A 24,783-nucleotide genomic window follows, 5' to 3' on the forward strand; every position below is an offset into this window, starting at 1 on the left:
CAGGATATCGCGACCGAGATCGGGAGTCGGCCTGCTGAAGCACTGGCCGAGGCGGCTAAACTGGCCGGTCGTGTCCACCCCCGACCAGACCCGCCCCGATCACCGGCTCACTCGCGCGCAGCAGCTCGCCGTGACCGAGCTGATGCGAGTGTCCCCGATCGCCGACGAGATCGGCCGCCGGTTCACCGCCGCCGGCCACCAGCTCTACCTGGTCGGCGGGTCGGTACGAGACGCCCTGCTCGGCCGGCTCGGGCACGATCTGGACTTCTGCACCGACGCCAACCCGGAGAAGGTGCTGGAGCTGGTGACCGGCTGGGCCGAGGCGATCTGGACCACCGGAATCGAGTTCGGCACCGTCGGCGTGTCGAAACACGGCCTGCAACTGGAGATCACCACCTTCCGCACCGAGTCGTATGACCGGCAGTCGCGGAACCCGCAGGTCACGTACGGGACGACGGTGCAGGGCGACCTGTCCCGCCGGGACTTCGCGGTGAACGCGATGGCGGTCAGCGTGCCGCAGCACGAGTTCACTGACCCGTACGACGGGCTGGCCGACCTCGCCGCCCGCCGGCTGCGAACCCCGGGCGCGCCGGACGACTCCTTCCTGGACGACCCGCTGCGGATGTTGCGGGCGGCCAGGTTCGTGTCGCAGCTCGGCTTCGAGCCGGCGCCTGAGGTGGTGGCGTCGATCGAGCGGCTGGCTTCGGAGATCGACCGGATCACCGCCGAGCGGGTCCGCGAGGAGCTGGTGAAACTGGTGATGGGCGCCGACCCGGTGATCGGGCTGCGGCTGCTGGTGGACACCGGGCTGGCCGAGCGGGTGCTGCCGGAGCTGCCTGGCATGCGGATGGAAATCGACGAGCACGCCCAGCACAAGGACGTGTACGAGCACAGCCTGACCGTGCTGAAGCAGGCCATTGATCTCGAAGAGGACGGCCCGGATCTGGTGCTGCGGCTCGCCGCGTTGCTGCACGACATCGGCAAGCCGGCGACCCGGCGGACCGAGCCGGGTGGGAAGGTCAGCTTCCATCACCACGAGGTGGTCGGCGCCAAGATGGTCCGCAAGCGGCTGCGGGCGCTGCGGTTTTCCAAGGAGACCACCGAACAGGTCGCCAACCTGGTGTTCCTGCACCTGCGGTTCCACGGCTTTGGCCGCGGCGAGTGGACCGACTCGGCCGTACGCCGCTATGTCACCGACGCGCAGGACCTGCTCCCCCGGCTGCACAAGCTCGTACGATCCGACTGCACCACCCGTAACCGGCGCAAGGCCGAGCGGCTGGCCCGCGACTACGACGCGCTCGAGGAACGGATCACGGTCCTGCGGGCCCAGGAGGACCTGGATCGCGTACGACCGGACCTGGACGGCAACGCGATCATGGCGTTGCTGGGCCTGCAGCCCGGCCCGCTCGTCGGGAAGGCCTGGAAGCACCTGAAGGACGTAAGGCTGGACCGCGGGCCGCTCTCCCATGAGGACGCCGAGGCCGAGCTGCGCCAGTGGGCCGCCGAGCAGGGAATCGGCGAGTAAAGGGTCACCCAGTGTGCCTTTAGGTGAGGGTCATCACGGGTTATCCGGACCGAAAGGGCATTCTTCGATATTAAGGCTGGTCAGCGGCCCGACCCCGAGGTGAGACTCGGGCGATGAGCAGCGGAAGTCACCGATGACCCGCCGCCGGAGTAGGCCCGAGGCCGCATCCGGACCGGTAAGCCCCAAGGAAAATTGGCGTCCGGCCCGGCAATCGTCCGTCACTGATCGCGTACTGGCCTTGCAGGCGACGGCTGGAAACGGGGCGACCAGCCGGCTGCTGTCCCGGCCATCGGTCCAGCGGGATCCGGTGACGCCGGCACCGGCACCGGCCTTGGACAGTCGAGCGCTCGCGGTCATGTTGCAGCCGACCCTGCAGGCCGAGCGGGACAGCGCTTTCGCCGAATATCACAAAATCGACGGCCAGCTGGCCGAGCTGCAGCAGCTGGAGGACGCCGGCGACCTCACCGAGAAAGGTAAGGCCGACAAGCAAACCTTGGTGGCGACGCAGGCTGAGCAGGAGGCAAAACTCGGCCAGGCCGAGAAAGACCTGTTGCTACTGAACACCCCGGGCACCGCTGACCAGTCGTTGAACGAGCTGCTTGTCCGGCGCAAGGCCAATGTTTCGGTGCCAGACAGCACCGACAGCACCTCCAGCGGGTGGCGGTTGGACAACAGTGGCCTCACGTCCTCGGACAAGACCGTCACGACTGGCGTGGCCGACGGCAAGGCGGTCACCACCACCTCCGGGTCCACGACCACGATCGACTCCACCGGTTGGTCCAAGAAGGACTCGCAGTCCACCGCGACCACCGACGGCACCACCACGAATACCTCTTCCACCAGCGACAGCAAGAAAATCGACGTGTCCGGCGGAGATATCTCGTACGCGACTGGCCACACCGACAAGACCGAGACCGCAGGCCCACTGAACAGCACGTCGACGACCGCGACCAGCAGCAAAATCGGCACCGGCGGTTACACGAAAACGACGGAGCAGACCGAGACGGTCGACAGCACGGTCGCCAGCAACAAGTCGACCACGTCGTACACCCGCGGGGACGGGAAAGTCGGTACGAGCTCGAGCAGCTCGTCGAAATTCGGCACCCAGGACGCGCAGGGAAACCTGATCAAGGGCAACGAAAACACCAAGACCGTTGGCGTTGGTGTGATCGCCGGCCAGGACGGCGTGGGCGGTTACGGCTCGGCCAGCCAGGATCTTTCCCAAACGCACGCCAAAGGCGTGAAGACTGGGCAGAGCGTCGGCATGGACGGCAAGTTCGTCGTCAATGTCACGCAGGTGGCTGCAAAGGAACCAGCGCAATACCAGATCAGCCTGACTATCAGCCTCGGCGTCAAACTCAGCCTCAGCGGGAACGTGGACAAGGAGTCCGAGGCCGGCAACAAAGGCTCGTACGGCGTCACGGGTTCGGCCGCCGGCTCGGTCACCGGCACCTTCGTCCATGTGTTCGCCGAGCAGGAAACCCAGGCATATCTGGGATCCCTGGCGAACGGCTCCGGTGGCGTGCACAAGGAGCTCTCGGTCTTGCAGCTGGCCGCGGCCGGCAGCATGGACGAGGCGAAAACAATGTTGAACGGCCTGAAGGCGTCGCTGCTGTCGGCGGACGGCGCGGCCGGAATGAGTGACGGCGACAGTGCCGAGCTGGCGGTGGAGGGTAAGGTCAGCGGTGGGGCCAGCGGTGGCGCCAGCGAAAGTGGAGGGCTAGGCGGTAAAGCCGACGTCAGCATCAGCCACGGCGGTACGCTCAAGCGCTCGGTTGCCCACAAAGGTGGGAAAGTCGTCATCACCATTACCGTGCTTTCCAGCGACGGCGTGGGTGCTGGCGCCTCGGTTTCGTACGGCGCGGCCAGTGGCGGCTACAGCGGCACCGAAGGCACCAGTGCCGGGCAGTCGGTCAGTTTTACGCTGGATCCAGCGGATGCCTCGTACCAACAGCGATTCGCCCAGATCGCCGACACCAGTTCGATCGACGGCCTGCGCCGGCTCGCCGCCGACCATCCCGAGCTGGTCGGCGCGAAGACGACGAGTTCCGGATCTTCCAGCGGTGGCACCACTTCGGCCGGCGTCGGGCCGGCCAAACTGGAACTGACCGACACCCACAGCTATGACGAGTCGACGACCATCGACGCATCCGGGACGTCCCACACCTTCGCCGGCAGCACCGGCGGGGGCGCGGCCGTTTCGGTCGCGGGTGGGCCAAAAGTCAGCTACTCGGAGAAGGACGCGGTGGCCACTTCGGTGGGCGCGGACGCAAAGGCGTCCGGCGACGCGAGCCACGCCACCTCCGAGACGGACCTCGGCGCCAGCCTGGACAAGCTCGGCCAGAATCTCTCGAGCAATCCGCTCGGCACGGTGACCGGGTTGGTCACCGGCGGCACGAAGGTCATGCAGGAAAAGACCGATGTGGCCGGAATGAAGCTGTCGGACGATGATTTCGCGACTATCGCGGCGGTGGCGCGGGATCCGCACGGCTGGGACCGGCCGGTGGTGAGCCCTCGATTGCTGCCGGACTGGCGGGCGCTGCGTCGGGCCGTGGTCGCCGCGAACGGTGATCGCACCGAGATCGCGCGCTGCCTCGCCGCGTACGCGTCCCATGACGAAGGCGCCGCGCATGCGATCGAGCGGATCGTCCGGCCAGTCGGCTCCGCCGATGGTGGCGCCCGGTACGAATGGCCTGGCGACTTGTCGGCGGAGAAGTCGTCTTACGACTCGCTGGTTTCCGGCGATCCGCTGGCTGCCGTACGGTCGCTGGAAAAAGACGGCAAGAACGCGGCTGCTTTGGAGGCCGTCAACGGCGTACTGTCCAAATTGGACGCCATGGTGACGGCTATGCAGGCCAAGCAGGACAAGTTCACCGATGGCGCGGCTTTCGGCGAGATGCTGGCAAGCGCGGCCGTACGCCGTGGGGAAATCGCGCGAGAAGCGGCCATGATCGGGCACCGGATCTCGGCGGCCGGCACGACCGCCGACCTGCCGGCATCGGATGTCACGACCGTACCGACGGCCGACCAGATGAAGGCGCAGGACGAGATTGACCGGGCGGCGGCGAAGGCGACACTGGAGGGATATCGCCAGTCGTTGAACGGGTTCCTGGAAAAGCAGAAGCGTGCCTTCGGCATTGTGCAGGTGGAGCAGGCGAAAAAGGACGCGATCTTCAGCTCACCCGACATCACGCTGATCGCGACCACACTGACCGACTTGAAGAACAACCTCTATCCGCAGTGGGACGCGACCCTGGCCAAAGCCCGCGAGGCGGCCGGAAAAGCCGGCGTGGACGAGCACTCGGTCGAGCCGGCTCCGGCCAAGGAATACTGCAACTACCTGAACAAGCAGACCTTCGGCAGCAACCTGGTGTGAGAGCTTGGTGGGGCTGGCACTCGCCGTCACTGGCCTCGCGTTCGGCCGGGTCTGGCTCGGGCTGGCGTTGGTGCTGTTGGGATTTGCTGCACCACCCCGCGCGCCCGATCATCGGGGTGAAGGGGATTCCGCGCTGGTATGTGCCGTTCTGGGTGGCGTACGACATCCCAGCCGGCATCCTCGTCCTGCTGATGCTCTGATCCGCTCGGGTAGGAGTGCCCAGGCAACCGGCGCCGTACGCTCGCAGGTATGAGCACTGCAACCTGGGATCAGCTCGCCACCCGGCCCGGGTCACCGGCCGAGCTGGCCGCGGCGCTGGAAAAGACCGGTTACCTGGCCGACGACGGCATCGCCACCGCCGGCTTCCTGGCCCTGCGGATGCACCGGCCGCTGTTCTGCGAAGGCGAGCCGGGCACTGGCAAGACTTCGCTCGCGCAGGCGTTGGCGCAGGTCCTGGGCGTGCCGCTGATCCGATTGCAGTGTCACGAGGGCATCGACGCCACCCAGGCGCTCTACGACTGGGACTTCCCGCGTCAGCTGCTGCATCTGCGAGCCCTGGAGGCCGCCTCGAGCGGTCAGTTGGACGCCGAAGCGGCCGAGGCCTCGCTTTACAGTGAGCGGTTTCTGCTGGCCAGGCCACTGCTGCGGGCGTTGCAGGAGTCCCCGTGCGTGTTGCTGGTCGATGAGGTGGACCGGGCCGACGACGAGTTCGAGGCCTTCCTGCTGGAAGTGCTGTCCGAGCATGCGGTGAGCGTGCCGGAGCTGGGTGAGATCCGAGCCGACTGCCCACCGCTGGCCGTCCTCACCTCGAACCGCACCCGCGAGGTGCATGACGCGCTGAAGCGGCGCTGCCTCTATCACTGGCTGGAGCATCCGGACCTGGCCCGCGAGGTGGCGATCCTGCGCAGCCGGCTGCCCGGGGTCAGCGCCCGGCTGGCCCAGCAGGTGGCGACGGCGGTTCGACGGCTCCGCGAGATGGAGCTGCTCAAGCCGCCCGGGGTGGCCGAGTCGCTGGACTGGGCCGAGGCGCTGATGGCGCTCGGCCGGTCCGAGCTCGACGTGGAGACTGCCGCGGTGACGCTTGGCGCGGTGCTCAAATACCGCGAGGACGCCGACCGGGCGCAGGCCGCCGGCCTCGCCGCGCTGCTGGCTTCCTGAGTCGCGATGGCCGATCCGCTGAGCGGCCTGGTGGGCTTCGCTCGTACGCTCCGGCACGCCGGCCTCGCCGCCGATCCGCAGCGAGTGCAGGCGTACACCAGCGCGGTCGAGCACCTTGACCTGTCGTCACCGGTCGACCTCTACTGGGCAGGGCGTCTCACGTTGTGTAGTGAGCCGGATGACCTGGTCCGTTACGACGCGGCCTTCGCCGCCTGGTTCGGCCGGCTGGTCACGACCGGTGGACCCGACCGGCCGGTCATCCCACAGCCGCTGCGGAGCCGGATGGCTTCGCTGGTCAACCCGCCTGACGGCAAGGAGGGTGGTGAGGCGGATGACGACGAGCTGCGGGTCTTCGCCAGTGATGTCGAGGTGCTGCACCACCGAGACATCGCCGAGCTGACCGTTGCCGAACGTGATCACCTGCGGCAGTTGATGACTACCCTCCGGCTGGATCCGCCACGCCGGCGGGCGCTGCGGTCCAAGCCGTCCCGGCGGGGCCGGCTGGACGCCAGCCGTACGGTCCGGGCGATGCTCGCCACCGGCGGCGAACCGGCTCGGCTCCGGCACGTACGGCGGGGTGACCGGCCGCGCCGGGTGGTGCTGTTGATCGACGTCTCAGGTTCGATGAGTCCGTACGCGGACGCTCTGCTGCGGTTCGCGCACGCGGTGGCCCGACGCAGTCCGGGCAGCACCGAGGTCTTCACCGTCGGCACTCGGCTGACCCGAGTGAGCCGGCAGTTGCGGTTGCGTGACCCGGAGGCGGCGCTGGCCGCCGCCGGCCGGGCCGTACCGGACTTCCACGGCGGCACCCGGCTCGGCGAAACCCTGCGTGCGTTCCTGGACCGCTGGGGTCAACGCGGGATCGCCCGCCAGTCAGTCGTCGTACTCTTCTCGGACGTGTGGGAGCGGGGAGACACCGACCTGCTGGCCGAGCAGATGGCCCGGCTGCGCCGACTGGCCCGTGCGGTGTTCTGGGTGAACCCACACGCCGGCCGGCAGGGTTACGCTCCGGTGCAGTCGGGAATTGCGGCGGCGCTGCCGCATGTTGACCTGTTGTTAGCGGGTCACAGTTTGGCTACTTTGCGGCGGCTGTGGTCACATGTCCTGAATTCGGCCGCCCCAGCCGGGTCCGTCCGGACGGAGGTTCCGCATGCGTGATGTCCTGGACGAGCTCTATCGACGCTGGCAGGCGGGCGAGTCGGTGGGGTTGGGAACGGTGGTGTCCACCTTCCGCTCGGCGCCCCGCCCGGCCGGCGCTGCCATGCTGGTCGGGACCGATGGCACCGCCAGCGGCAGCGTCTCCGGCGGCTGCGTCGAGGGAGCCGTTTACGAGTTGGCGAACGAGGTGCTTGGCGACGGGGAGCCGGTGCTCCAGCGGTATGGCGTCAGCGACGACGATGCCTTCGCGGTGGGTCTGACCTGCGGTGGCATCCTTGACGTATATGTGGAAAAGATCGATTCCGGCACCTTCCCCGAGTTGTCGCGGGTGGTGGAGTCCGTCCGTACCGAAGAGCCGGTGGCCGTCGCGACCGTCGTGCGCCACCCGAATCCGCGGTGGCTCGGCCGCCGGTTGGTCGTCTGGCCCGACCGGGTCGCCGGCGGCCTCGGCTCCGAGCGGGCCGACGCGGCGGTCCTGGACGACGCTCGCGGCATGCTCAACTCCGGCCGTACCGGCTCGCTGCAATACGGCCCGGACGGCCAGCGGCGCGGTGAGGGCATGTCGGTCTTCGTGAACTCTTTCGAGCCACCGCCCCGAATGTTGGTTTTCGGCGCGATCGACTTCGCTTCCGCGATGGCGAAACTGGGCTCGTTCCTGGGATATCGCGTCACGGTCTGCGACGCGCGGCCGATTTTCGCTACCAACACCCGCTTCCCGGACGCCGACGAGGTGGTCGTCGACTGGCCACACCGCTACCTGAAGGCCGAGGCCGACGCCGGTCGAGTGGACAACCGCACGGTGGTCGCGGTGCTCACCCACGACCCGAAGTTCGACGTACCGGTGCTGGAAGTGGCCCTGCGGCTGGAGCTGGCGTACGTCGGCGCGATGGGATCCCGTCGCACTCACGACGACCGGCTCAAACGCCTCCGCGAAGCCGGGTTGACCGAAACGGAACTGGACCGGCTGGCCTCCCCGATCGGACTGGACCTCGGCGCTCGTACGCCGGAGGAAACCGCTGTCTCGATCGCCGCCGAAATGATCGCCCTGCAGTGGGGTGGCCAAGGTCTGCGCCTCGCCGAAGTCAGCGGCCCCATCCACAGCTGACGGCGGCAGTTCCGGCCGCTGGGCCGGTGCGGGACTCGATAGCGCGAAAAGTGGGTGGGGCGCGAAACTGTCGTACCCCTCCGGCAGATTTGCCCCCACCCAGTGACGGGTGGGGGGCGGGTTCGAGGACCGACGTTCAACTAAAAATTAAGGTCCACCTCTCGACCCACCCCCCGCCCGTTCAAAGGGAGGGGGAAAGAAAAACAGACACCTACGACAATTTCGCGCACCACTCGGCGTGTCGCGGGTGAGGTGAGTGGGCCGGTTGGTCACGAGCCCCGGGACTCCGGGTGGGGTGACCTGTCCGATCGGCGGGTTCTGTTCCGCAGGCAAGGGACAATCGGCGGAATGTCTCCGCACCTGCGGAAACGCGGCTCCCGGCCGGGTGATCGGCACTTGTCTGAGCAGTCCGGGCGGGGCAGGCTTCGGGGTGAGCCGGATCACCCTGAGGGTGACTCGGCCGGCCGTGTCCGAACCGCCGCGGCAGCGGCGGCGAGTCCAGCACTGGAGGCCGGAATGCGCATCACCGTCACAGTGGACGGCACCAGCTACACCGACGATGTCGAGCCGCGCACGCTGCTGGTGCACTACCTGCGCGAGCAGGTGGGCAAGACCGGCACCGTGATCGGCTGCGACACCAGCAACTGTGGAGCCTGCACCGTGCATCTGAACGGCCAGAGCGTGAAGTCGTGCTCGGTGCTCGCGGTCCAGGCCGACGCCGCTGACATCACCACCATCGAGGGCCTCGCCAAAGATGGCCAGCTGCACCCGGTCCAGCAGGCATTTCACGACAACCACGCGCTGCAGTGCGGCTACTGCACCCCGGGCATGATCATGCAGTCGATCGACCTGCTGACGGAGAACCCGGATCCGTCGGAGGAAGCCGTCAGGCACGGCCTGGAGGGAAACCTCTGCCGTTGTACGGGCTATCAAAACATCGTTCGAGCCGTGCAGGACGCGGCCGGCAAGGTCCGTGCCGCGCAGACGCCGGCCGAGCAGCCCGCGGGGAGCCAGTCATGACTTCCGTCGCCGAGCCCGAAGTCGGAAAAGCCCGTACTCGCAAGGAAGACGCCCGACTGATCACCGGCCGGACCCGCTGGACGGACAATCTCGTGCTGGCCGGCATGCAGCACATTTCGATGGTCCGCAGCCCGTACGCGAGCGCCCGCATCACCGGCGCCCATGTCGAGGCCGCTCGGGCGATGCCGGGTGTCAGCGCTGTCTACACCGGTGCTGACCTGGACGCAGAACAGTCCGGCCTGCCTTGTGGCTGGCCAATAAACGCCGATGACACGCCACCGCGGCACGTGTCGATCGCGGTCGACACGGTACGGTTCGCCGGCGAGATCGTCGCCGTCGTGGTGGCCCGTACGGCGGTGGCCGCTCGCGACGCGGCCGATGCGGTGGAGATCGACTACGAACCGTTGACGCCGGTCCTGGACCTGGAATCCGCGCTGTCTGAGGGATCCCCGCTCGTACACGCCGAAATGGGCAGCAACAAGTGGGCCTTCTTCCCGTTCGACGCGGCTGCGGCCGGCAGCGGTGGCGACGCCACCGTGGCGATCGCGGCCGCCGAAGCCGATCCTGACCAGATCGTGGTGAAACGCCGTTTCCGCCAGCAGCGGTTGATTCCGGCTTTCATGGAGCCGCGTTCTGTGGTCGTCGACCCGACCAGCGAACAGCTGACCGTGTGGTCGTCGACCCAGGTCCCACACATTCTCAAAACCATGATGTCGGTGACTTTGGGCCTGTCGGAAAGCAAACTGCGGGTCATCGCGCCGGACGTGGGCGGCGGTTTTGGCGGCAAGCTGCAGGTCACGCCGGAGGAAGTCCTGTCCGTGCTGGTGTCCCGCCGGCTCGGCCGGCCGGTGAAATGGACCGAGACCAGGTCCGAGTCGCTGGTTTCCGCGCACCACGGCCGGGATCAGATCCAGGACATCACCATCGCGGCGAAGCGGGATGGCACGATCACCGCGCTAAGGGCCGAGTTGATCGCTGACATGGGCGCGTATTTCGGCCTGTTCACCCCTGCCGTGCCGGTCTTCGGCTGCTTTATTTTCCCAGCCATCTACAAGATCCCGGCTTATTTGTTCACATGTACGGACGTGATGACCAACAAGACGCCGACAGACGCGTACAGAGGTGCTGGCCGCCCGGAGGCCACTTTCGCGATCGAGCGGATCGTCGACGAGCTCGCGGTGGAACTCGGCCGGGAACCGCTGGAACTGCGCGAACAGAACTGGATCAAGAACACCGAATTCCCGTATACGAACGCCGGCGGCCTGACGTACGACTCGGGAAACTACGAGGCGGCGACCGAAAAGGCGAAGGAGATCTTCGACTACGACGGGTTGCGTGCCGAGCAGCGGCGCCGCCGGGAAGCGAAAGACCCGGTGCAGTTGGGTATCGGGATTTCCACGTTCACCGAAATGTGCGGGCTCGCGCCGTCCCGGCTGTTGGGCGCTCTGGGCGCCGGTGCCGGTGGTTGGGAGCACGCGAGCGTACGAATGTTGGCCACTGGCAAGGTGGAGGTGGTCACTGGTTCGTCGCCACACGGCCAAGGCCACGAGACGGCATGGAGTCAGATCGCCGCGGACCAGTTGGGCGTTCCGTTCGAGGACATCGAAGTGTTGCATGGCGACACGCAGTCCTCCCCCAAGGGCCTCGACACGTACGGTTCCCGGTCATTGCCGGTCGGCGGCATCGCTTTGGTCAAGGCGTGCGAAAAAGTCGTCGCCAAGGCCAAACGAGTGGCCGCGCACCTGCTGGAGGCGTCCGAGGACGACGTCGAATTCGACGCCGGCAGGTTCAGCGTTCGCGGCACCGACGCCGGGGTGCAGATCCAGGAAGTCGCGTTCGCCACCTTCCTGTCGCACAATTTCCCGGAGGGTATGGAACCGTCGCTGGACTCCGATGCCACCTTCGATCCGGAGAACTTCTCTTTTCCACATGGCACCCATTTCTGTGCCACCGAGGTCGACACCGAAACCGGCAGGGTCCGCATTCGCAAGTACGTTTGTGTGGACGACGTGGGCAAAGTGGTCAATCCGCTGATCGTAGAGGGACAGGTGCACGGCGGTCTCGCGCAGGGCATCGCGCAGGCGCTCTACGAAGGTGCCACGTACGACGAAAACGGCACGCTCACCACCGGCACGTTCGCCGACTATCTGCTGCCGTCGGCCGCCGACCTCCCGCATTTTGATACTGACCGTACGGAAACCCCGGCGACCACGAATCCGTTAGGTGTCAAGGGAGTGGGCGAGGCAGGCACCATCGCATCCACCCCGGCGGTGGTCAACTCCGTATTGGACGCGACCCGCCACCTGGGTGTCTCCGATATCGAGATGCCGTTGACACCGATGCGAGTGTGGGCAGCTGTCCATAGTGGACAGTCAGCGGCCGGTGGCGGCCTCGGGTCGATCGACGCGAGTGGAGGTGCCCGGTGATCCCGGCGGCATTCGAGTACGTCGCACCGTCCACTGTGGACGAAGCGGTGCAGGCCCTGGTGGCGGCCGGTGAGGACGCGAAGGTGCTCGGTGGCGGGCAGAGCCTGCTGCCGGTGCTACGGATGCGCCTCGCCGCACCGGAAATGGTGGTGGACCTCGGAAAGATCGAGGAGCTGCGCGGTATTCGGGAGGATGGCGACGCGCTGGTGGTTGGTGCGATGACCACCCATTACGAGGTCGACCGCAGCCCACTGATCGCCGAGCACGCTCGGTTGATTGGGGCGGCTACCGCCACCGTCGCTGACCCGCAGGTCCGCCACCGCGGCACTTTCGGTGGTGCGCTGGCGCACGCGGACCCGGCCGGTGACCTGCTCGCACCCGCGCTCGCGGTGGAGGCCGAAATGGTCATCGCCGGCCCGGACGGGCGCCGGACGGTGCCAGCCGCCGAGTTCTTCGTCGACTACTTCACCACCGCGCTCGCCGCCGACGAGATCCTGGTGGAGATCCGGCTGCCGAAGCTGACCGGTTGGGGGGCGCACTACGAGAAATTCAACCGGGTGGCGCAGGCCTGGTCGATCGTGGCGGTCGGTGCTGCCGTACGAGTAGAGGGCGACACCATCGCGCAGGCCCGCGTGGGGCTCACCAACATGGCGTCCACTCCCGTACGAGCAACTGCCGTGGAGAACGCGTTGGTTGGCCAGCCGGCGACCGTGGAATCCATCCGCGCGGCCGCCGAACACGCCGCTGAGGGCACCTCGCCCGGCACCGACAGCAATGCGGACGCCGACTACCGCCAGCACCTCGCGAGAGTGCTGACCGGGCGTGCGTTGGTGGCCGCTGCCGGAGGCTAGTTCCGCGAGACAGTTAGGGTTGGTCGCGGAGCACATCCGACAAGGAGTCTGCGGCCCGCGGTGCCGCGGGGAGGTTGCACAGTGGAGCTGGAACACGAATTCTCCGTACCGGCGCCCATAGACGTGGTGTGGAAAGCGCTGACCGACCCGGAGAAGGTGGCGCCCTGCATGCCCGGCGCCACCCTCACCGAGGTCGACGGCAAGTCGTTCGCCGGCAACGTCAAGGTCAAGCTGGGTCCGATTTCGCTGCTCTACAAGGGCACCGGCGAGTTTGTGGAGATCGACGACGCGGCTCACAAGGCAGTCATCAAGGCGTCCGGCAAGGACAGCAAGGGAAACGGTACGGCCGCCGCCACCATCACCGTCACCCTGACCGAGGACGGTAAAGCCACCAAGGCCACGTCGACCACCGATCTGAACGTGACCGGCCGCCCGGCGCAGTTCGGTCGCGGGCTGATCAAGGACGTCAGTGACCGGCTGCTCGGGCAGTTCGCGGACGCGCTCGCGAAGCGGCTCGGCGACGAGCCGGCCGCCCCACCGCCGGCTGCCTCTGCGACCAAGCCAGCCGAGACCGCCGAGCCAACCGCAGTCGCCGGTCCGGCCGAGACCGCTGAGTCCGTACCGGCCGTGGCGCCGCGTCGGGACTTCGCGGACGAGCCCATGGTCGAGCCGATCGATCTGCTCGGCACCGCCGGCGGACCGTTGATGCAGCGGCTGGTGCCGATCGTGGCGGTGGCCGGGGTGGCCCTGCTGATTTTCGTCGTCGTACGTCGGCGCCGGAAACGCCGCGTCTAGCAGATTCGGTTTCGAGAGTCGTGAGGCATGTGCGGCGCGAAACTGTCGTAGGTGTCTGTTTTTCTTTCCCCCTCCCTTTGAACGGGCGGGGGGTGGGTCGAGAGGTAGACCTTAATTTTTAGTTGAACATCGGTCCTCAAACCCACCCCCCACCCGTCACTGGGTGGGGGTGATTTTTCGGATGGGGTACGACAGTTTCGCGCCGCACCTGGTGTTCGCGGGGACCGCGATCAGGCGCGTTTGGGGTCCGTACGGGAAAGCAACCGGCGGTCCCAGCGGGAGGCCAGCAGGCTGTACGCGACGCCGACGACCGCGTAGCCGAGGGCGACGCCGACCAGCACGGCGTAGGACTTTCCGGTGTCCGGCAGGGTCATCGCGCCGATCAGCAGGCCGGCCACCATCGCGACGTTGAAGAGCGTGTCGTATGCGCTGAAGACCCGGCCGCGAAAGTCGTCCTCGCATTCGACCTGCACCGACGTGTCCGTGACGATTTTGATGCCCTGGCCGGCGAGGCCGACCAGCAAGCCGCCGACGACCATGCCGGCAGGGTGAAAGGGCAGGCCGCCGGCGAGTTCGGCGGCTGCGGCGGCGACCAGCAACAGGGTGACCCAGCTCCGGGAAGCGATCTTGCGGGTCGCCCATGGGGTGACGACGGCGGCGATGAACGAGCCGGTCGCGATGGCGACGCCGACGTAAGCGACGCCGGTGAGGCCGCTGTGGAAGTAGTTGCGGCACAGCAGCAACGTAAGGATCGTCAGTACGCCGAAAAGCACCCGGTGGCCAGTGATCGCCAGCAGCAGATAGCCGGTGCTCCGCCGCTGGCCGACGTGCCGGATGCCGGCGGCCATCCCGCGTACGACGGACGACACGGTTTCCCGGCGAGCTCGTTCGTGTGCGTCGGGACCGAGTTGGTCCGATGTGAAGCCGGTCGCGAGCAGGGCCGCGATGAGGCAGCCGAGCAGCGCCGAAGCGGCCACCACCGCGTAGCCGTGATCGCCCCGCTCGGTGAAGTGTTTCAGGGCGATGCCGAGGCCGCCGCCGAGCGCGAAGAAAAGTGTGCCACCGGTGCTGGACACCGAGTTCGCGGTGACCAGTCGGTCCGGGTCGGTGACGTGCGGTACCGCGGCGGACAGGGCGGACAGCATGAACCGGTTGACGCTGAGAATCACCAGCGCGAACAGGAAAAACGGGATGCCCTGATCGCCGAACCACACCACGCCGGCGACCACCGGCATCATGAGCGTACGCAGCAGGCTCGCCACCACCAGGATGTTCCGCCGCCGGAAACGGTCGATGAGGACGCCGGCGAACGGACCCACGAGCGAGTAAGGCAGCAGCAGAATCGCGAACCCGAGGGCTACTTTCAGTGCGTCCGCCTGTCGATCCGGGTTGAACAGCACCGACCCGGCGAGACTGGCCTGGAAAACCCCGTCCGCGACCTGGGTGGCGAACCGGACGGCTAGCAACCGCTGGAAGTCACCGCGAGCGAGGATCGCCCGCAAGTCGGTGACTGCCGTGGTTGCCATCCAGTCAGCCTAGGCGAGCGGCGCACTCCGCCGATTCGCCCGCGAGAGCGATCCGCGACGACATCTCAGGTATCACTGAAAACTGTCCGAGAGTCCACCACCGGGCGGGTGATTTCTGGCAGCATCGCCGACCGTGGGAGAAACGGCGGTTTCGACAGGCTGGCGGACGTCGATGGTGGCCAGCGGCTTGGTGCTGCGACGCGGTCGTACGCCCGAGCAGGACCGGCTCCTGCTGGTACGGCAGAGCCGGGCCAGCGGCGAGCGGTGGGAGTGCCCCGGCGGCGGTCAGGAGCCTGGCGAGCTGCTGGAGCAGACGGTGGTCCGGGAGGTGGACGAGGAGGCCGGGATCCAGACCGTCGCCGGTCCGCTGGTCTGCAGTTACCTGCTGGTCAGGCCGTCGGTACGGCGAAACAGCGTCGGCGCGTTCTTCGTCGCCGAGCCGGTCGACGACGGTGTCGACCCGCTGACCCGAGTGCCGGATGAGATCACCGAGGCCGCATACCTGGACCCAGCCGACGTGCCGGCGGAGCAGCTCGGCCCGGTCACGTCGGTCGTCATCGCCCGCTGGTGGCCGCACCGGCGTGGCCAGCCGCCGGAGCCGTTCCACGTGGCGGTCCAGCGGATCGACTCCGGCTACCGCCGGCTGGTTTAGCGCTCCACCTCGCCGCGGATGAACTGCTCGACCGCGTCCCGTGCCTGCGAGTCGGAATACTGCTCCGGTGGCGATTTCATGAAATAGCTGGCCGCCGAGAGCAGCGGGCCGCCGACCCCGCGATCCTTCGCGATCTTGGCGGCCCGAATGGCGTCGATGATGATGCCGGCCGAGTTCGGTGAATCCCAAACTTCCAGCTTGTATTCCAGATTCAACGGGACGTCCCCGAAAGCGCGGCCTTCCAGGCGTACATATGCCCATTTACGGTCGTCCAGCCACTGCACGTAGTCAGACGGTCCGATGTGGACGTTGCCGGCGCCGAGGTCGTGGGACAACTGCGAGGTGACCGACTGAGTTTTGGAGACCTTCTTGGATTCCAGCCGCTCCCGCTCCAACATGTTCATGAAGTCCATGTTGCCGCCGACGTTGAGCTGCATCGTACGATCCAGCACCACCCCGCGGTCCTCGAACAGTTTCGCCAGCACCCGATGGGTGATGGTGGCACCGACCTGGGACTTGATGTCGTCACCGATGATCGGTACGCCGGCCTCGGTGAACTTCGCCGCCCACACGGGGTCCGACGCGATGAAAACCGGGAGGGCGTTGACAAACGCGACGCCCGCGTCGATCGCGCACTGGGCGTAGAAGCGGTCGGCCTGCTCGGATCCCACCGGGAGATAGGAAACCAGGACGTCCGCGCCGCATTCACGCAGTCTCCCGACCACGTCGACCGGATCGCCATCGGCTTCGGTGATTGTCTGCTGGTAGTACTTTCCCAGCCCGTCCATGGTTGGCCCGCGCTGCACGGTGACACCGGTCGGTGGCACGTCCGCGAGTTTGATGGTGTTGTTCTCGCTGGCGAGGATCGCGTCCGCGAGATCATGGCCGACTTTCTTCGCGTCCACGTCGAAAGCGGCGACGAACTCCACGTCATTAACGTGGTAGTCGCCGAACACCACGTGCATCAGCCCGGGCACCCGGCCACCGGGGTCCGCGTCCCGGTAATACTGCACGCCCTGCACCAGCGAGGAGGCGCAGTTTCCCACGCCGACAATGGCGACCCGTACCGATCCCATGTTTGGAGCCCTCCTGTTATTCGTTGTCAGTCTTGGTGATCCGCGGCGGCCGGCCGGCCCGCTCGGTGGCGATCAGTTCCTCCAGCCAGCGCACCTCCCGGTCCACCGACTCCAGGCCGTGCCGCTGGAGCTCGAGGGTGTACGCGTCGATCCGGTCCACCGTCCGGGCCAGCGCGTCCCGGAGGGTGTCCCGGCGCTCCTCGACGCGGCGCCGGCGGCCCTCCAGGATGCGCAGCCTGGTCGCCGCGTCCGTTCGGGAGAAGAACGCGAAGTGCACTCCGAATGCCGCGTCGTCGTACGTCTCCGGGCCAACCGCGGCCAGTAGGCCGGCGAACCGTGCCTTGCCGTCCGCGGTAAGCGTGTAGACCACCCGACCGCGGCGACCGGTCAGCGGTGGCGGCTCGTCGGCCGGATCAGGCTGGCGCTCGGAGATCCAGCCGGCGCACTGCATCCGGCGCAGGCTCGGGTAAAGCGATCCGTACGAAATGGCGGCCCGGAACGGACCGAGCAGCACCGAGAGCTGTTTACGAAGTTCGTACCCGTGCATGGGACTTCGGTGCAGCACCCCGAGGATGGCCAGTTCCAGCACGGCAACCCCCCTCGGACGCGCGATATATCGAGACGATACATCGAAACGAGACCCACCGGAACGCTGTGAATCCACTGTGGGTTGACCCGGTCCGTACGCGTGCAAGCTCCCCCAGGCCGTTATGGGCGCTGAGAATTTGATCACCGGACGAACGGGGTGGTCCCGGCGTAGTCTCGCCCCCGTGAGGACCCGACGACTGGTTGTTGACTACGCACTTCAGCGCCGTGCGCTGTTGCGCGAGGTCTACTCCGGCCGGGTCGGCACCAGCGAAGTCTGTGATGCGTCGCCCTATCTGGTAAGTGCCGCTAAGTATCACGGTGAGATGTCTGATGTTCATTGTCCGGTTTGTCGCCGCGAAAACCTTTGGCATGTTAACTATATTTACGGTGACGAACTACGCAGTTCGGCTGGTCAGGCCCGTGCTTCCGCGGAGCTGGCGACACTCGCGACGATCCACGATGCGTTCGACGTGTACGTTGTTGAGGTCTGCCGGGGCTGTTTTTGGAATCATCTCGTGGTGAAGTTCACCCTCGGCCATGATGGCCTCGGTACGTCGGACGAAGAGTCCACCCGCGCAACGGTGCGCCGCGCAGGCAGGGACGGCTAGAGCCTCCCTCCATCGGCCCACCGAGCGGGCGTCGGTTTCCCGCCCGGTGACATGCCGGCGGTTTGGAGATTGGAGCCGTCCTGTCGCATCGTGGGGCCATGGACTCTCCGAAGCCCATTCGCGGATCAGCCAGTGTCGGTTCCGGTCCGGGCGGCCCAGCCGACCCCACCCGCAGCCGACGCGAGTCGACCTACGGCTCGGCATCGGTGCCGCCACGCGGCACCGACAGCAGCCAACCGGGCCGCGCCTCGGTGCGTGGCTCGTCGAGCGTCGGCTCCAGCGGCGGAACTCCGCGAATCAACTCATCCAGCGGCAATCCCCCGCCACGGCCAGCCGCGGGGCGCTCCAGCGGCAGCGCCCGGGTCGGCTCGGCCAGCGTCGGTGGTGGCGGCACGTACGGCCGACCGCCGGCCGGGCTACCGCCCCGGTCCGGTGACTCCTCGCGGGGCACCGTCTACGGCAGCGGCCCTGCCGGCCCGGGGGGCAGCGGCCCAGGTGGACCGGGCCGTCCTGGCGGACCCGGTGGACCCGGTGGGCCTCGCAAGCCGGGTGGCAACGGCAATGACCCTGGTCGCGGCGGCAAGAAGAAGAAGGACCCGCGCAAGCGCAAGCGGCGGCGCCGGATCGCGCTGATCGCCAGCTTCGTGGTGCTCCTGCTGCTCTTCGGCGGTGTCGGCGCCGGCTTTGCGGCGGTCCAGGTGCCGCTGCCGAACCAGATCCCGAACAAGCAGGTCTCGACGATCTACTACGACGACGGCAAGACGGTCCTGGCCAGGATTGGCGCCCAGAATCGTACGGACGTCGACATCAGCCAGATCTCTAAGCCGATGCAGTTCGCGATGGTGTCGGCCGAGGACCGGACTTTCTACGAGAACAGCGGCATCTCCCCGACCGGCATCCTGCGCGCGCTGTGGTCCACCTTGACCGGCGGCGACGTGCAGGGTGGTTCAACGATCACCCAGCAGTACGTGAAGAACACCTATCTGACCAACGAGCAGACGGTCACCCGCAAGCTCAAGGAAATCGTGTTGGCCACCAAGGCCGACCAGAAGTACTCCAAAGACCAGATCATGGGGTTCTACCTGAACACGATCTTCTTTGGCCGCGGCTCGTACGGCATTCAGACCGCGTCGCAGGCGTTCTTCGGGATCAATGCCAGCCAGCTGTCGTACGCCCAGGGCGCGCTGCTCGCCGGCCTGGTCAAGCAGCCCGACGGCGGGTACGACCCCGGGCTGCACCCGGACGCGGCGCGCAAGCGTTGGGATTACGTGATGGACGGCCTGGTCACTCTCGGCAAGATCAGCAAGTCCGAGCGCGACTCGACTGCCTATCCGACGACGCTGCCCCGCAAGAACGGCTACGGCGTGTCATCGGGTCTGGACGGCTGGAAGGGCATCATCGTCCAGCGGATCGCCGCCGAGCTCGCTCAGCACGGCATCAACGAACAGCAGTTGGAGACCGGCGGTCTGCAGATCGTCAGCACCATCTCGCTACAGGCTCAGAACGCCATGGTCGGCTCGCGGACGACGGTGTTTTCCGACCAGCCCAAGGTGCTCGGCGCCGCGGCTGTGTCGGTCCAGCCCGGCACCGGGCAGGTCAAGGCTTATTACGGCGGCGAGGGTGGCTTCGGCGGGTTCGACGCCGCTGTCCACTCCCACCCACCAGGCTCCTCGTTCAAGGCGTACGCGCTAGCTGAGGCGATCAGCCAGGGGATCAGCATCAAGTCGGTGTGGAACGGCTCGGACAACCAGACCTTCCCCAACGAGCCCAAGCCGGTGAAGAACTCCGACGGCGAGTCCTGCGGCAACTGCACGCTGATCGAGGCGACGAAGATGTCGCTGAACACGACGTTCTACGCCGTCACCAAGAAGGTCGGGGCTTCCAAGGTCCTGGACCGGGCGGCCGCGTCGGGGATCCGCACTATCAACGACAAGCCGATCGCCGACCTGACAGACCCGGCTATCCGGGACGTCGCCCTCGGACAGCTCAGCATTTCGGTCCTTGACCAGGCTGACGGTTTCGCCACCTTCGCCGCCAAGGGCGTGCACGCCGACGCGTATTTCGTGCAGACCGTCAAGCAGAGCAGCGGTGGCATGGTCTACCAGGGCACGCCCAAGACCACCCAGGCATTCAGCGCGGACGTGGCGGCCGATGCCACCTTCGCCATGCAGACGGTGGTCGCGTCGGCGCCGCATGGCCCGCTTGACGACGGGCGGATCGCCGCCGGCAAGACCGGCACGGCCCAGTACAAGAACACCGACCAGAACGCGCACGCCTGGATGTGCGGGTTCACGCCGCAACTGGCCACCGCCGTGTGGGTGGGCCGTGCTGGGAATGACGGGCCCATTGTCAACAGCGCGGGCAACATCGTCTATGGCTCCGGCCTGCCGTATCTGGTCTGGCAGGGGACCATGAACGGCGCCCTGAAGGGCCAGGACGTCGAGGCGTTGCCGGACCCGAAGTACATCGGCGACGACAGCATGGGCAACGGCCATCTGGCGCCGCCCACCCCGACGGCCAACCCGAGCCTGAATCCGTCCGGGTCGCCGTCGCCGAACCCTGGTGGCCCGGGCGGTGGGATCCCGTCGGTGGGCCCGACAGGACGGCCCAGCCACGGAGTGCCAGGATTTCCAGGTGGCACGGATCAGTGAGTTCTCAGAACCCCCGCCCACCCGGCGGGGGTTCTTTCGTACGAGCGGGGGATCTTCGGCGTGAGTGAGGCCAGCGATACCGGCAGCGACACCGACAGCGGCACCACGGTGGTCGCTCCATCGCGTACCGACCGGTTCGTGGCCGGCATGTCGGGCCTGCTCGGCGGCCCGCTCGGCCAGCATGCCGGCGAGTCCGGCCGGCCGCGGTTCTGGACCCCGATGCGGGTGGTGCTGGCGATCACGCTGGCCGTGCTGGCGCTTGCCTGGCTGCAGAAGGAGCCCTGCGCGGACGGCCGGTGGACGAACAACAACCAGTACGTCCGCGGCTGCTACACCGACGTGTTGGCGCTCTACGGCTCGGAAGGGCTCGACAAGCACCGCATCCCATACGTACAGAAGCGGACCGACGACCCGAACGACACCCTGCAGTATGTGGAGTATCCGGTGCTGACGGGTGCCATGATGCTGCTGGCCGCGTTGCCGGTGTGGCTGGTGACCGCCCTGATCCCCAGCACCCAGGGCTCCCAGTTCACCATGTTCTACCAGGTCAACGCCCTGTTGTTAGCAATTTTCGCGGTGCTGGCAGTGTGGGCGGTCGTACGGATGCGCAGCCGACGTCCGTTCGACGCGGCGATGCTCGCGGCCGCGCCGGCGATGGTGGTCACCGCCTTCGTGAACTGGGACATGCTCGTGGTCGCACTGTGCACGCTGGGGCTCTACGCCTGGGCGCGAAGAAACCCGGCCTGGGCTGGGGTCCTGCTCGGGCTGGCGGCGGCGGCCAAGTTCTACCCGCTGTTCATCCTCGGCCCGCTTTTTCTGCTCTGCCTACGACATCGCAAGATCAGGCCGTTCCTGACCACCGCGGGCTGCGCGGTGCTGGCCTGGCTGGCGGTCAACCTGCCGGTGATCTTCGCGGCCGGGGTGCCGGCCTGGAGCCAGTTCTACCGGTTCTCCGAGCAGCGGGCCGTCGACTGGGGCACCTTCTGGTATGTCGGCGCCAACCTGACCGGCGACAACACCGGCCCGCTGGCCGGCATCGCGAACAACGTCGGCACCCTCAACACCATCAGCGGGCTCGTCTTCGTGCTGTGGTGCGGGGCCATCGCGGTGCTGATTTTCGCCGCGCCAACGCCACCTCGGCTCAGTCAGCTGGCGTTCCTGGTGGTGGCCGGCTTCCTGCTCACCGGCAAGGTCTGGTCGCAGCAGTATGTGTTGTGGCTGATCCCGCTGCTGGTGCTGGCCCGTCCGAAATGGGGCGCCTTCCTGGTCTGGCAGGCCAGCGAGCTGTGCTATTTCGTGGCTTTTTACCAGACGCTGATCCGGGCTTCGGGCGGCAAGACCGAGCTACCCGAGTCGCTGTTCCTGCTGGCTTCGATGGCCCGCTGGGCCAGCGTGGTGATGCTGTGCGGGTTCGTCGTACTGGAAGTGCTGGAGCCGTGGCGGGACGTGGTCCGGTCCGAGCGCGACCCGGACCCGGACGGCGGGGTGCTCAACGACGTGGTCGAGTCGTACGAAGAGCAGGATGACGGGTTGGCGATCACCAGAACGGCCTAGGGCGTGTCTCCTCATCCCAGGCGGCGAGGGCCGAGCCCAAGCGTCGTCCTGCGAGCACCGGACGATCACACCCATACAACAAAGGTATGAGCGCGACCGCCCGGCACTCGCAGGACGACGCTTGGATCTCGACCCTCATCCACCTGGAATGAGGAGACACGCCCTAGCACCACAGGCTCGGTCAGAGCGTGTAGATGATGGCGGTGCCGGCGTACGTCCGCTTGATGCCGAGCCCGTCGATCGGCTTGCCGGACGCCTGCTGCCATGGGGTCCCATACGTGCTGTCCGGCACGAGCACGACCGTACGAATGCCGGCCTTGCGGAGGTAGTCGACGCTGCCGGCGTCGGGGAAGGACTTTGCGGAGTTGCGGATCTCGTCGGTCGACGGCGGACTGAAGGACGCAGCGCCATTGACCATCCGCTGGAAGCCGGCGGTGTTCCACCACATGGCCCTGCTGTCCCACCAGGAGTCGCTGGGCAGCATCAGCATCGGCCCGGCGGCGGCCTGCAGTTGGGCTGGCGGCGGCTCCGGAGCCGGGTGGTCGAGGGTGTTGACGCCTTCGATCGCCACCAGCAGCGCCGGCACCACCAGCGCGGCCGCACGCCAGCGGGCGCCGAGCCCCGACCGGTCCGCCCAGCGGGCCTCGAGATCGTTCTGGACCTGGGTGAGGAAGCCAGCCGCGAGCAGCCCGAGCAGCAGCATCACCCAGAGGATCAGCCGGCCCGGGGTGCGCATGCCGTCCCAGCCCGGCAGCACCAGCAGCGGCAGGTAAGTCACCGCGCCACCGAAGAAGTTCGTGCCCAGGCAGAGCAGAGTGCCGACCGCGAGACCGATGCCCAGCCAGATCCGCTGCCGGCCGCGCCAGGCGCTGTAGCTCAGCCCGGCAAAGGCGAGGACAAGTACGACAAGCCCCGGGAAGAGCGCCATCTCAGCCGGCGCCACGAAGGTCTTATAGACCGAGCTGGTGGCGTTGCCCCAGAGCCACGAAGTGGTCGGCGCGGTGAAGAAGCCCACCGGCGACGGGGAGAAGAGCTGAAGTTCGGCGACCGTTCGTACGGCCGACGGGAAGGCGGTGGTCACCGCCAGATACGGCCGGGCCATCACGACCACCACGGCGGCGAACAGCAGGCCGCCCCCGAGCGTGCACCACAGCAGTGGTCGGCCCAGCGCCGGTCGGGCGCGGCCGGCCAACAACCAGCGGGCCGCCGCGACCAGGCAGCAGAGCAGCAGCAGGTAGACGAAGGGCAAGCCGATCGCGTACCCGATGGTGACCTGCCAACAGGCCACCAGCCAACCGGCGATGATCCAGCCCGGCCGGACCCGCTCGGGCTGGTAGCCGCGGCTGAACGAATAGCCGAAGCCACGCGCCAGCAGCGCCAGCGCCAGCACGATCCCGCCGCTGGAGAGCACGTTCAGGTGGCCGGCGTGGGCCAGCCGCCAGGGTGCGTACGCGAAAGCCAACCCGGCCACCAGCGCGCCCGGCACCCGGGAACCTAGCTGCCGGGCCAGCGCGTACGCGCTCACCGAGGCGAGGGCCGCGACCAGCCAGAACAGCAGGTTGTAGCGAACCAGCGCGGCGGCTGGGCCGGACCCGATCAGCCCGAACGGCGCATACCCGAGCATCGAGTCGGAATAGGCCAACGTCATGTGCTCGGGGAAGAAGTTACTGGCATCCCAGAGCCCTGCCGGGTTGGTCAGCAACGCGTGCCCGCCCCAGGCCACCACATACGACTGGGCCAGCGGGTCGCCCAGGTCGGCCGGCACGGTGCTGGCCGGATGCAACAGCGTCGGCCAGGTCAGCACAGCGCTGACCAACAGAGCGCCCAGGCATACCAGGAACAGCTCGCGGCCCAGCCTGCCCAGGCCCAGCCTGCCCAGGCTCATCCGCTGATGAGATGGTCGCGCAAATATGCGATATCGGCGGCTTGGCCGTCCACCCCGCCGGGCGTCTCACAGATCACCGGAGCACCGGCGGCCCGTACGACAGCGGCGATCGCCTGCGCTGAGATGGTGCCGGCGGCGAAGTTCTCGTGCCGGTCCCGGCCGGAGTCGAACGCGTCCTTGGAGTTGTTGGCGTGCACCAGGTCGATCCGGCCAGTGATCGCCTTCACCCGGTCCACCACACCGTCCAGGTCCTCGCCGCCAGCGTGCGCGTGGCAAGTGTCCAGGCAGAAGCCCGGCTCATATTCTCCGATCGCGTCCCACAGCATCGCCAACCGGTCGAACCGCCGGGCGATCGCGTTGTCGCCGCCAGCGGTGTTCTCGATCAGGATCGGCAACCCGAAGCCGCCAGTCTCGGCCGCCTTGGCGAACGCCTTCCGCCAGTTCTCGACCCCGACCGCCGGATCGGTGTCCTTGGTGACATGCCCGCCATGCACGATCAATCCGGCCGCGCCCAGCTCCGCGGCCGCCTTCGCGTGGTCGGCGACCAGGCCGCGGGACGGAATCCGGATCCGGTTGTTCGTACTGGCCAGATTGATCATGTACGGAGCATGCACATACACCGCGATGTCGGTGGACCGCAGCGCGTCCGCGTCCGCGCGCGGGATCGGCTTCTGCCACCCCTGCGGATCAGACAGGAAGAACTGCACCGCGTCGGCCTTCCGGGCAGCCGCCTCAGCCAGCGGATCCTCCGGCCCCACATGTGCCCCAATAGGTGGAAGTCCCATGCGGAGGAGCCTAGAGGGGTGGTCTGACAGATCTGGGCCTTGGT

General features: G+C 67.4%; 18 protein-coding genes. 13 read left to right on the forward strand and 5 right to left on the reverse strand.

Translation table 11 applies throughout. The features are described 5' to 3' along the window. Positions 1-70: 70 nt before the first annotated feature. The 9 genes from ABD301_RS14540 to ABD301_RS14580 all read left to right on the forward strand — a co-directional run bounded on the left by ABD301_RS14540 (position 71) and on the right by ABD301_RS14580 (position 13,414). The gene (locus tag ABD301_RS14540; protein ID WP_425551938.1) at positions 71-1,525 is read left to right on the forward strand and encodes a CCA tRNA nucleotidyltransferase; all 1,455 of its coding nucleotides are present in this window, start codon (positions 71-73) and stop codon (positions 1,523-1,525) included. Between the two features lie 238 nt (positions 1,526-1,763). Then, positions 1,764-4,901: a serine-rich family protein gene (locus ABD301_RS14545; protein ID WP_344310651.1), complete on the forward strand. Its 3,138-nt coding sequence runs from the start codon at positions 1,764-1,766 to the stop codon at positions 4,899-4,901. 249 nt (positions 4,902-5,150) lie between these two features. Beyond that, a complete protein-coding gene (locus tag ABD301_RS14550) occupies positions 5,151-6,059 on the forward strand; it encodes an AAA family ATPase (RefSeq protein ID WP_344310653.1) in 909 nt (302 codons plus the stop codon). Positions 6,060-6,065: 6 nt separating this feature from the next. After that, positions 6,066-7,217, forward strand: a complete 1,152-nt coding sequence (locus ABD301_RS14555; RefSeq protein WP_344310655.1) for a vWA domain-containing protein — start codon at positions 6,066-6,068, stop codon at positions 7,215-7,217. Further along, the gene (locus ABD301_RS14560; protein ID WP_344310657.1) at positions 7,210-8,322 is read left to right on the forward strand and encodes an XdhC family protein; all 1,113 of its coding nucleotides are present in this window, start codon (positions 7,210-7,212) and stop codon (positions 8,320-8,322) included. The genes ABD301_RS14555 and ABD301_RS14560 overlap by 8 nt, the downstream gene beginning before the upstream one ends. Before the next feature lie 516 nt (positions 8,323-8,838). After that, a complete protein-coding gene (locus ABD301_RS14565; RefSeq protein ID WP_344310659.1) occupies positions 8,839-9,342 on the forward strand; it encodes a (2Fe-2S)-binding protein in 504 nt (167 codons plus the stop codon). Further along, positions 9,339-11,768, forward strand: coding sequence for a xanthine dehydrogenase family protein molybdopterin-binding subunit (locus tag ABD301_RS14570; protein WP_344310661.1), 2,430 nt, complete (start codon positions 9,339-9,341; stop codon positions 11,766-11,768). Before ABD301_RS14565 ends, ABD301_RS14570 begins: the two co-directional genes overlap by 4 nt. Further along, on the forward strand, positions 11,765-12,619 hold the full coding sequence (locus ABD301_RS14575; RefSeq protein ID WP_344310663.1) for an FAD binding domain-containing protein: 855 nt from the start codon (positions 11,765-11,767) through the stop codon (positions 12,617-12,619). Before ABD301_RS14570 ends, ABD301_RS14575 begins: the two co-directional genes overlap by 4 nt. Before the next feature lie 81 nt (positions 12,620-12,700). Continuing rightward, positions 12,701-13,414: an SRPBCC family protein gene (locus ABD301_RS14580; protein WP_163567887.1), complete on the forward strand. Its 714-nt coding sequence runs from the start codon at positions 12,701-12,703 to the stop codon at positions 13,412-13,414. 230 nt (positions 13,415-13,644) lie between these two features. Here the strand turns inward: ABD301_RS14580 and ABD301_RS14585 are convergent, their stop codons facing one another. After that, entirely contained in the window at positions 13,645-14,940 is a 1,296-nt protein-coding gene (locus tag ABD301_RS14585) for an MFS transporter (protein ID WP_344310667.1), read from the reverse strand. A 133-nt stretch (positions 14,941-15,073) separates the two neighbouring features. Here ABD301_RS14585 and ABD301_RS14590 point away from each other — a divergent pair, with 133 nt between their 5' ends. Continuing rightward, the gene (locus ABD301_RS14590; protein WP_344310669.1) at positions 15,074-15,592 is read left to right on the forward strand and encodes an NUDIX hydrolase; all 519 of its coding nucleotides are present in this window, start codon (positions 15,074-15,076) and stop codon (positions 15,590-15,592) included. Here ABD301_RS14590 and ABD301_RS14595 read toward each other — a convergent pair. Beyond that, complete coding sequence (locus tag ABD301_RS14595; RefSeq protein WP_344310671.1) at positions 15,589-16,668, reverse strand: inositol-3-phosphate synthase; 1,080 nt, start codon at positions 16,666-16,668, stop codon at positions 15,589-15,591. The genes ABD301_RS14590 and ABD301_RS14595 overlap by 4 nt on opposite strands. Before the next feature lie 16 nt (positions 16,669-16,684). Continuing rightward, positions 16,685-17,257, reverse strand: a complete 573-nt coding sequence (locus ABD301_RS14600; protein ID WP_163567884.1) for a PadR family transcriptional regulator — start codon at positions 17,255-17,257, stop codon at positions 16,685-16,687. Positions 17,258-17,438: 181 nt separating this feature from the next. On the opposite strand from ABD301_RS14600, the gene ABD301_RS14605 reads away from it, so the two are divergent. The 3 genes from ABD301_RS14605 to ABD301_RS14615 all read left to right on the forward strand — a co-directional run bounded on the left by ABD301_RS14605 (position 17,439) and on the right by ABD301_RS14615 (position 22,069). Beyond that, positions 17,439-17,864, forward strand: a complete 426-nt coding sequence (locus ABD301_RS14605; protein WP_163567883.1) for a DUF5318 family protein — start codon at positions 17,439-17,441, stop codon at positions 17,862-17,864. Between the two features lie 98 nt (positions 17,865-17,962). After that, a complete protein-coding gene (locus tag ABD301_RS14610) occupies positions 17,963-20,515 on the forward strand; it encodes a transglycosylase domain-containing protein (RefSeq protein ID WP_344310674.1) in 2,553 nt (850 codons plus the stop codon). A 60-nt stretch (positions 20,516-20,575) separates the two neighbouring features. Next, complete coding sequence (locus ABD301_RS14615) at positions 20,576-22,069, forward strand: glycosyltransferase family 87 protein (protein WP_344310676.1); 1,494 nt, start codon at positions 20,576-20,578, stop codon at positions 22,067-22,069. 181 nt (positions 22,070-22,250) lie between these two features. On the opposite strand, the gene ABD301_RS14620 is transcribed toward ABD301_RS14615, so the two are convergent. Next, entirely contained in the window at positions 22,251-23,954 is a 1,704-nt protein-coding gene (locus tag ABD301_RS14620) for a hypothetical protein (protein ID WP_344310678.1), read from the reverse strand. Then, entirely contained in the window at positions 23,951-24,739 is a 789-nt protein-coding gene (locus ABD301_RS14625; protein ID WP_163567876.1) for a deoxyribonuclease IV, read from the reverse strand. The genes ABD301_RS14620 and ABD301_RS14625 overlap by 4 nt, the downstream gene beginning before the upstream one ends. Between the last annotated feature and the right edge of the window lie 44 nt (positions 24,740-24,783).

Source organism: Fodinicola feengrottensis, from assembly GCF_039530045.1.
Lineage (GTDB): Bacteria > Actinomycetota > Actinomycetes > Mycobacteriales > HKI-0501 > Fodinicola > Fodinicola feengrottensis.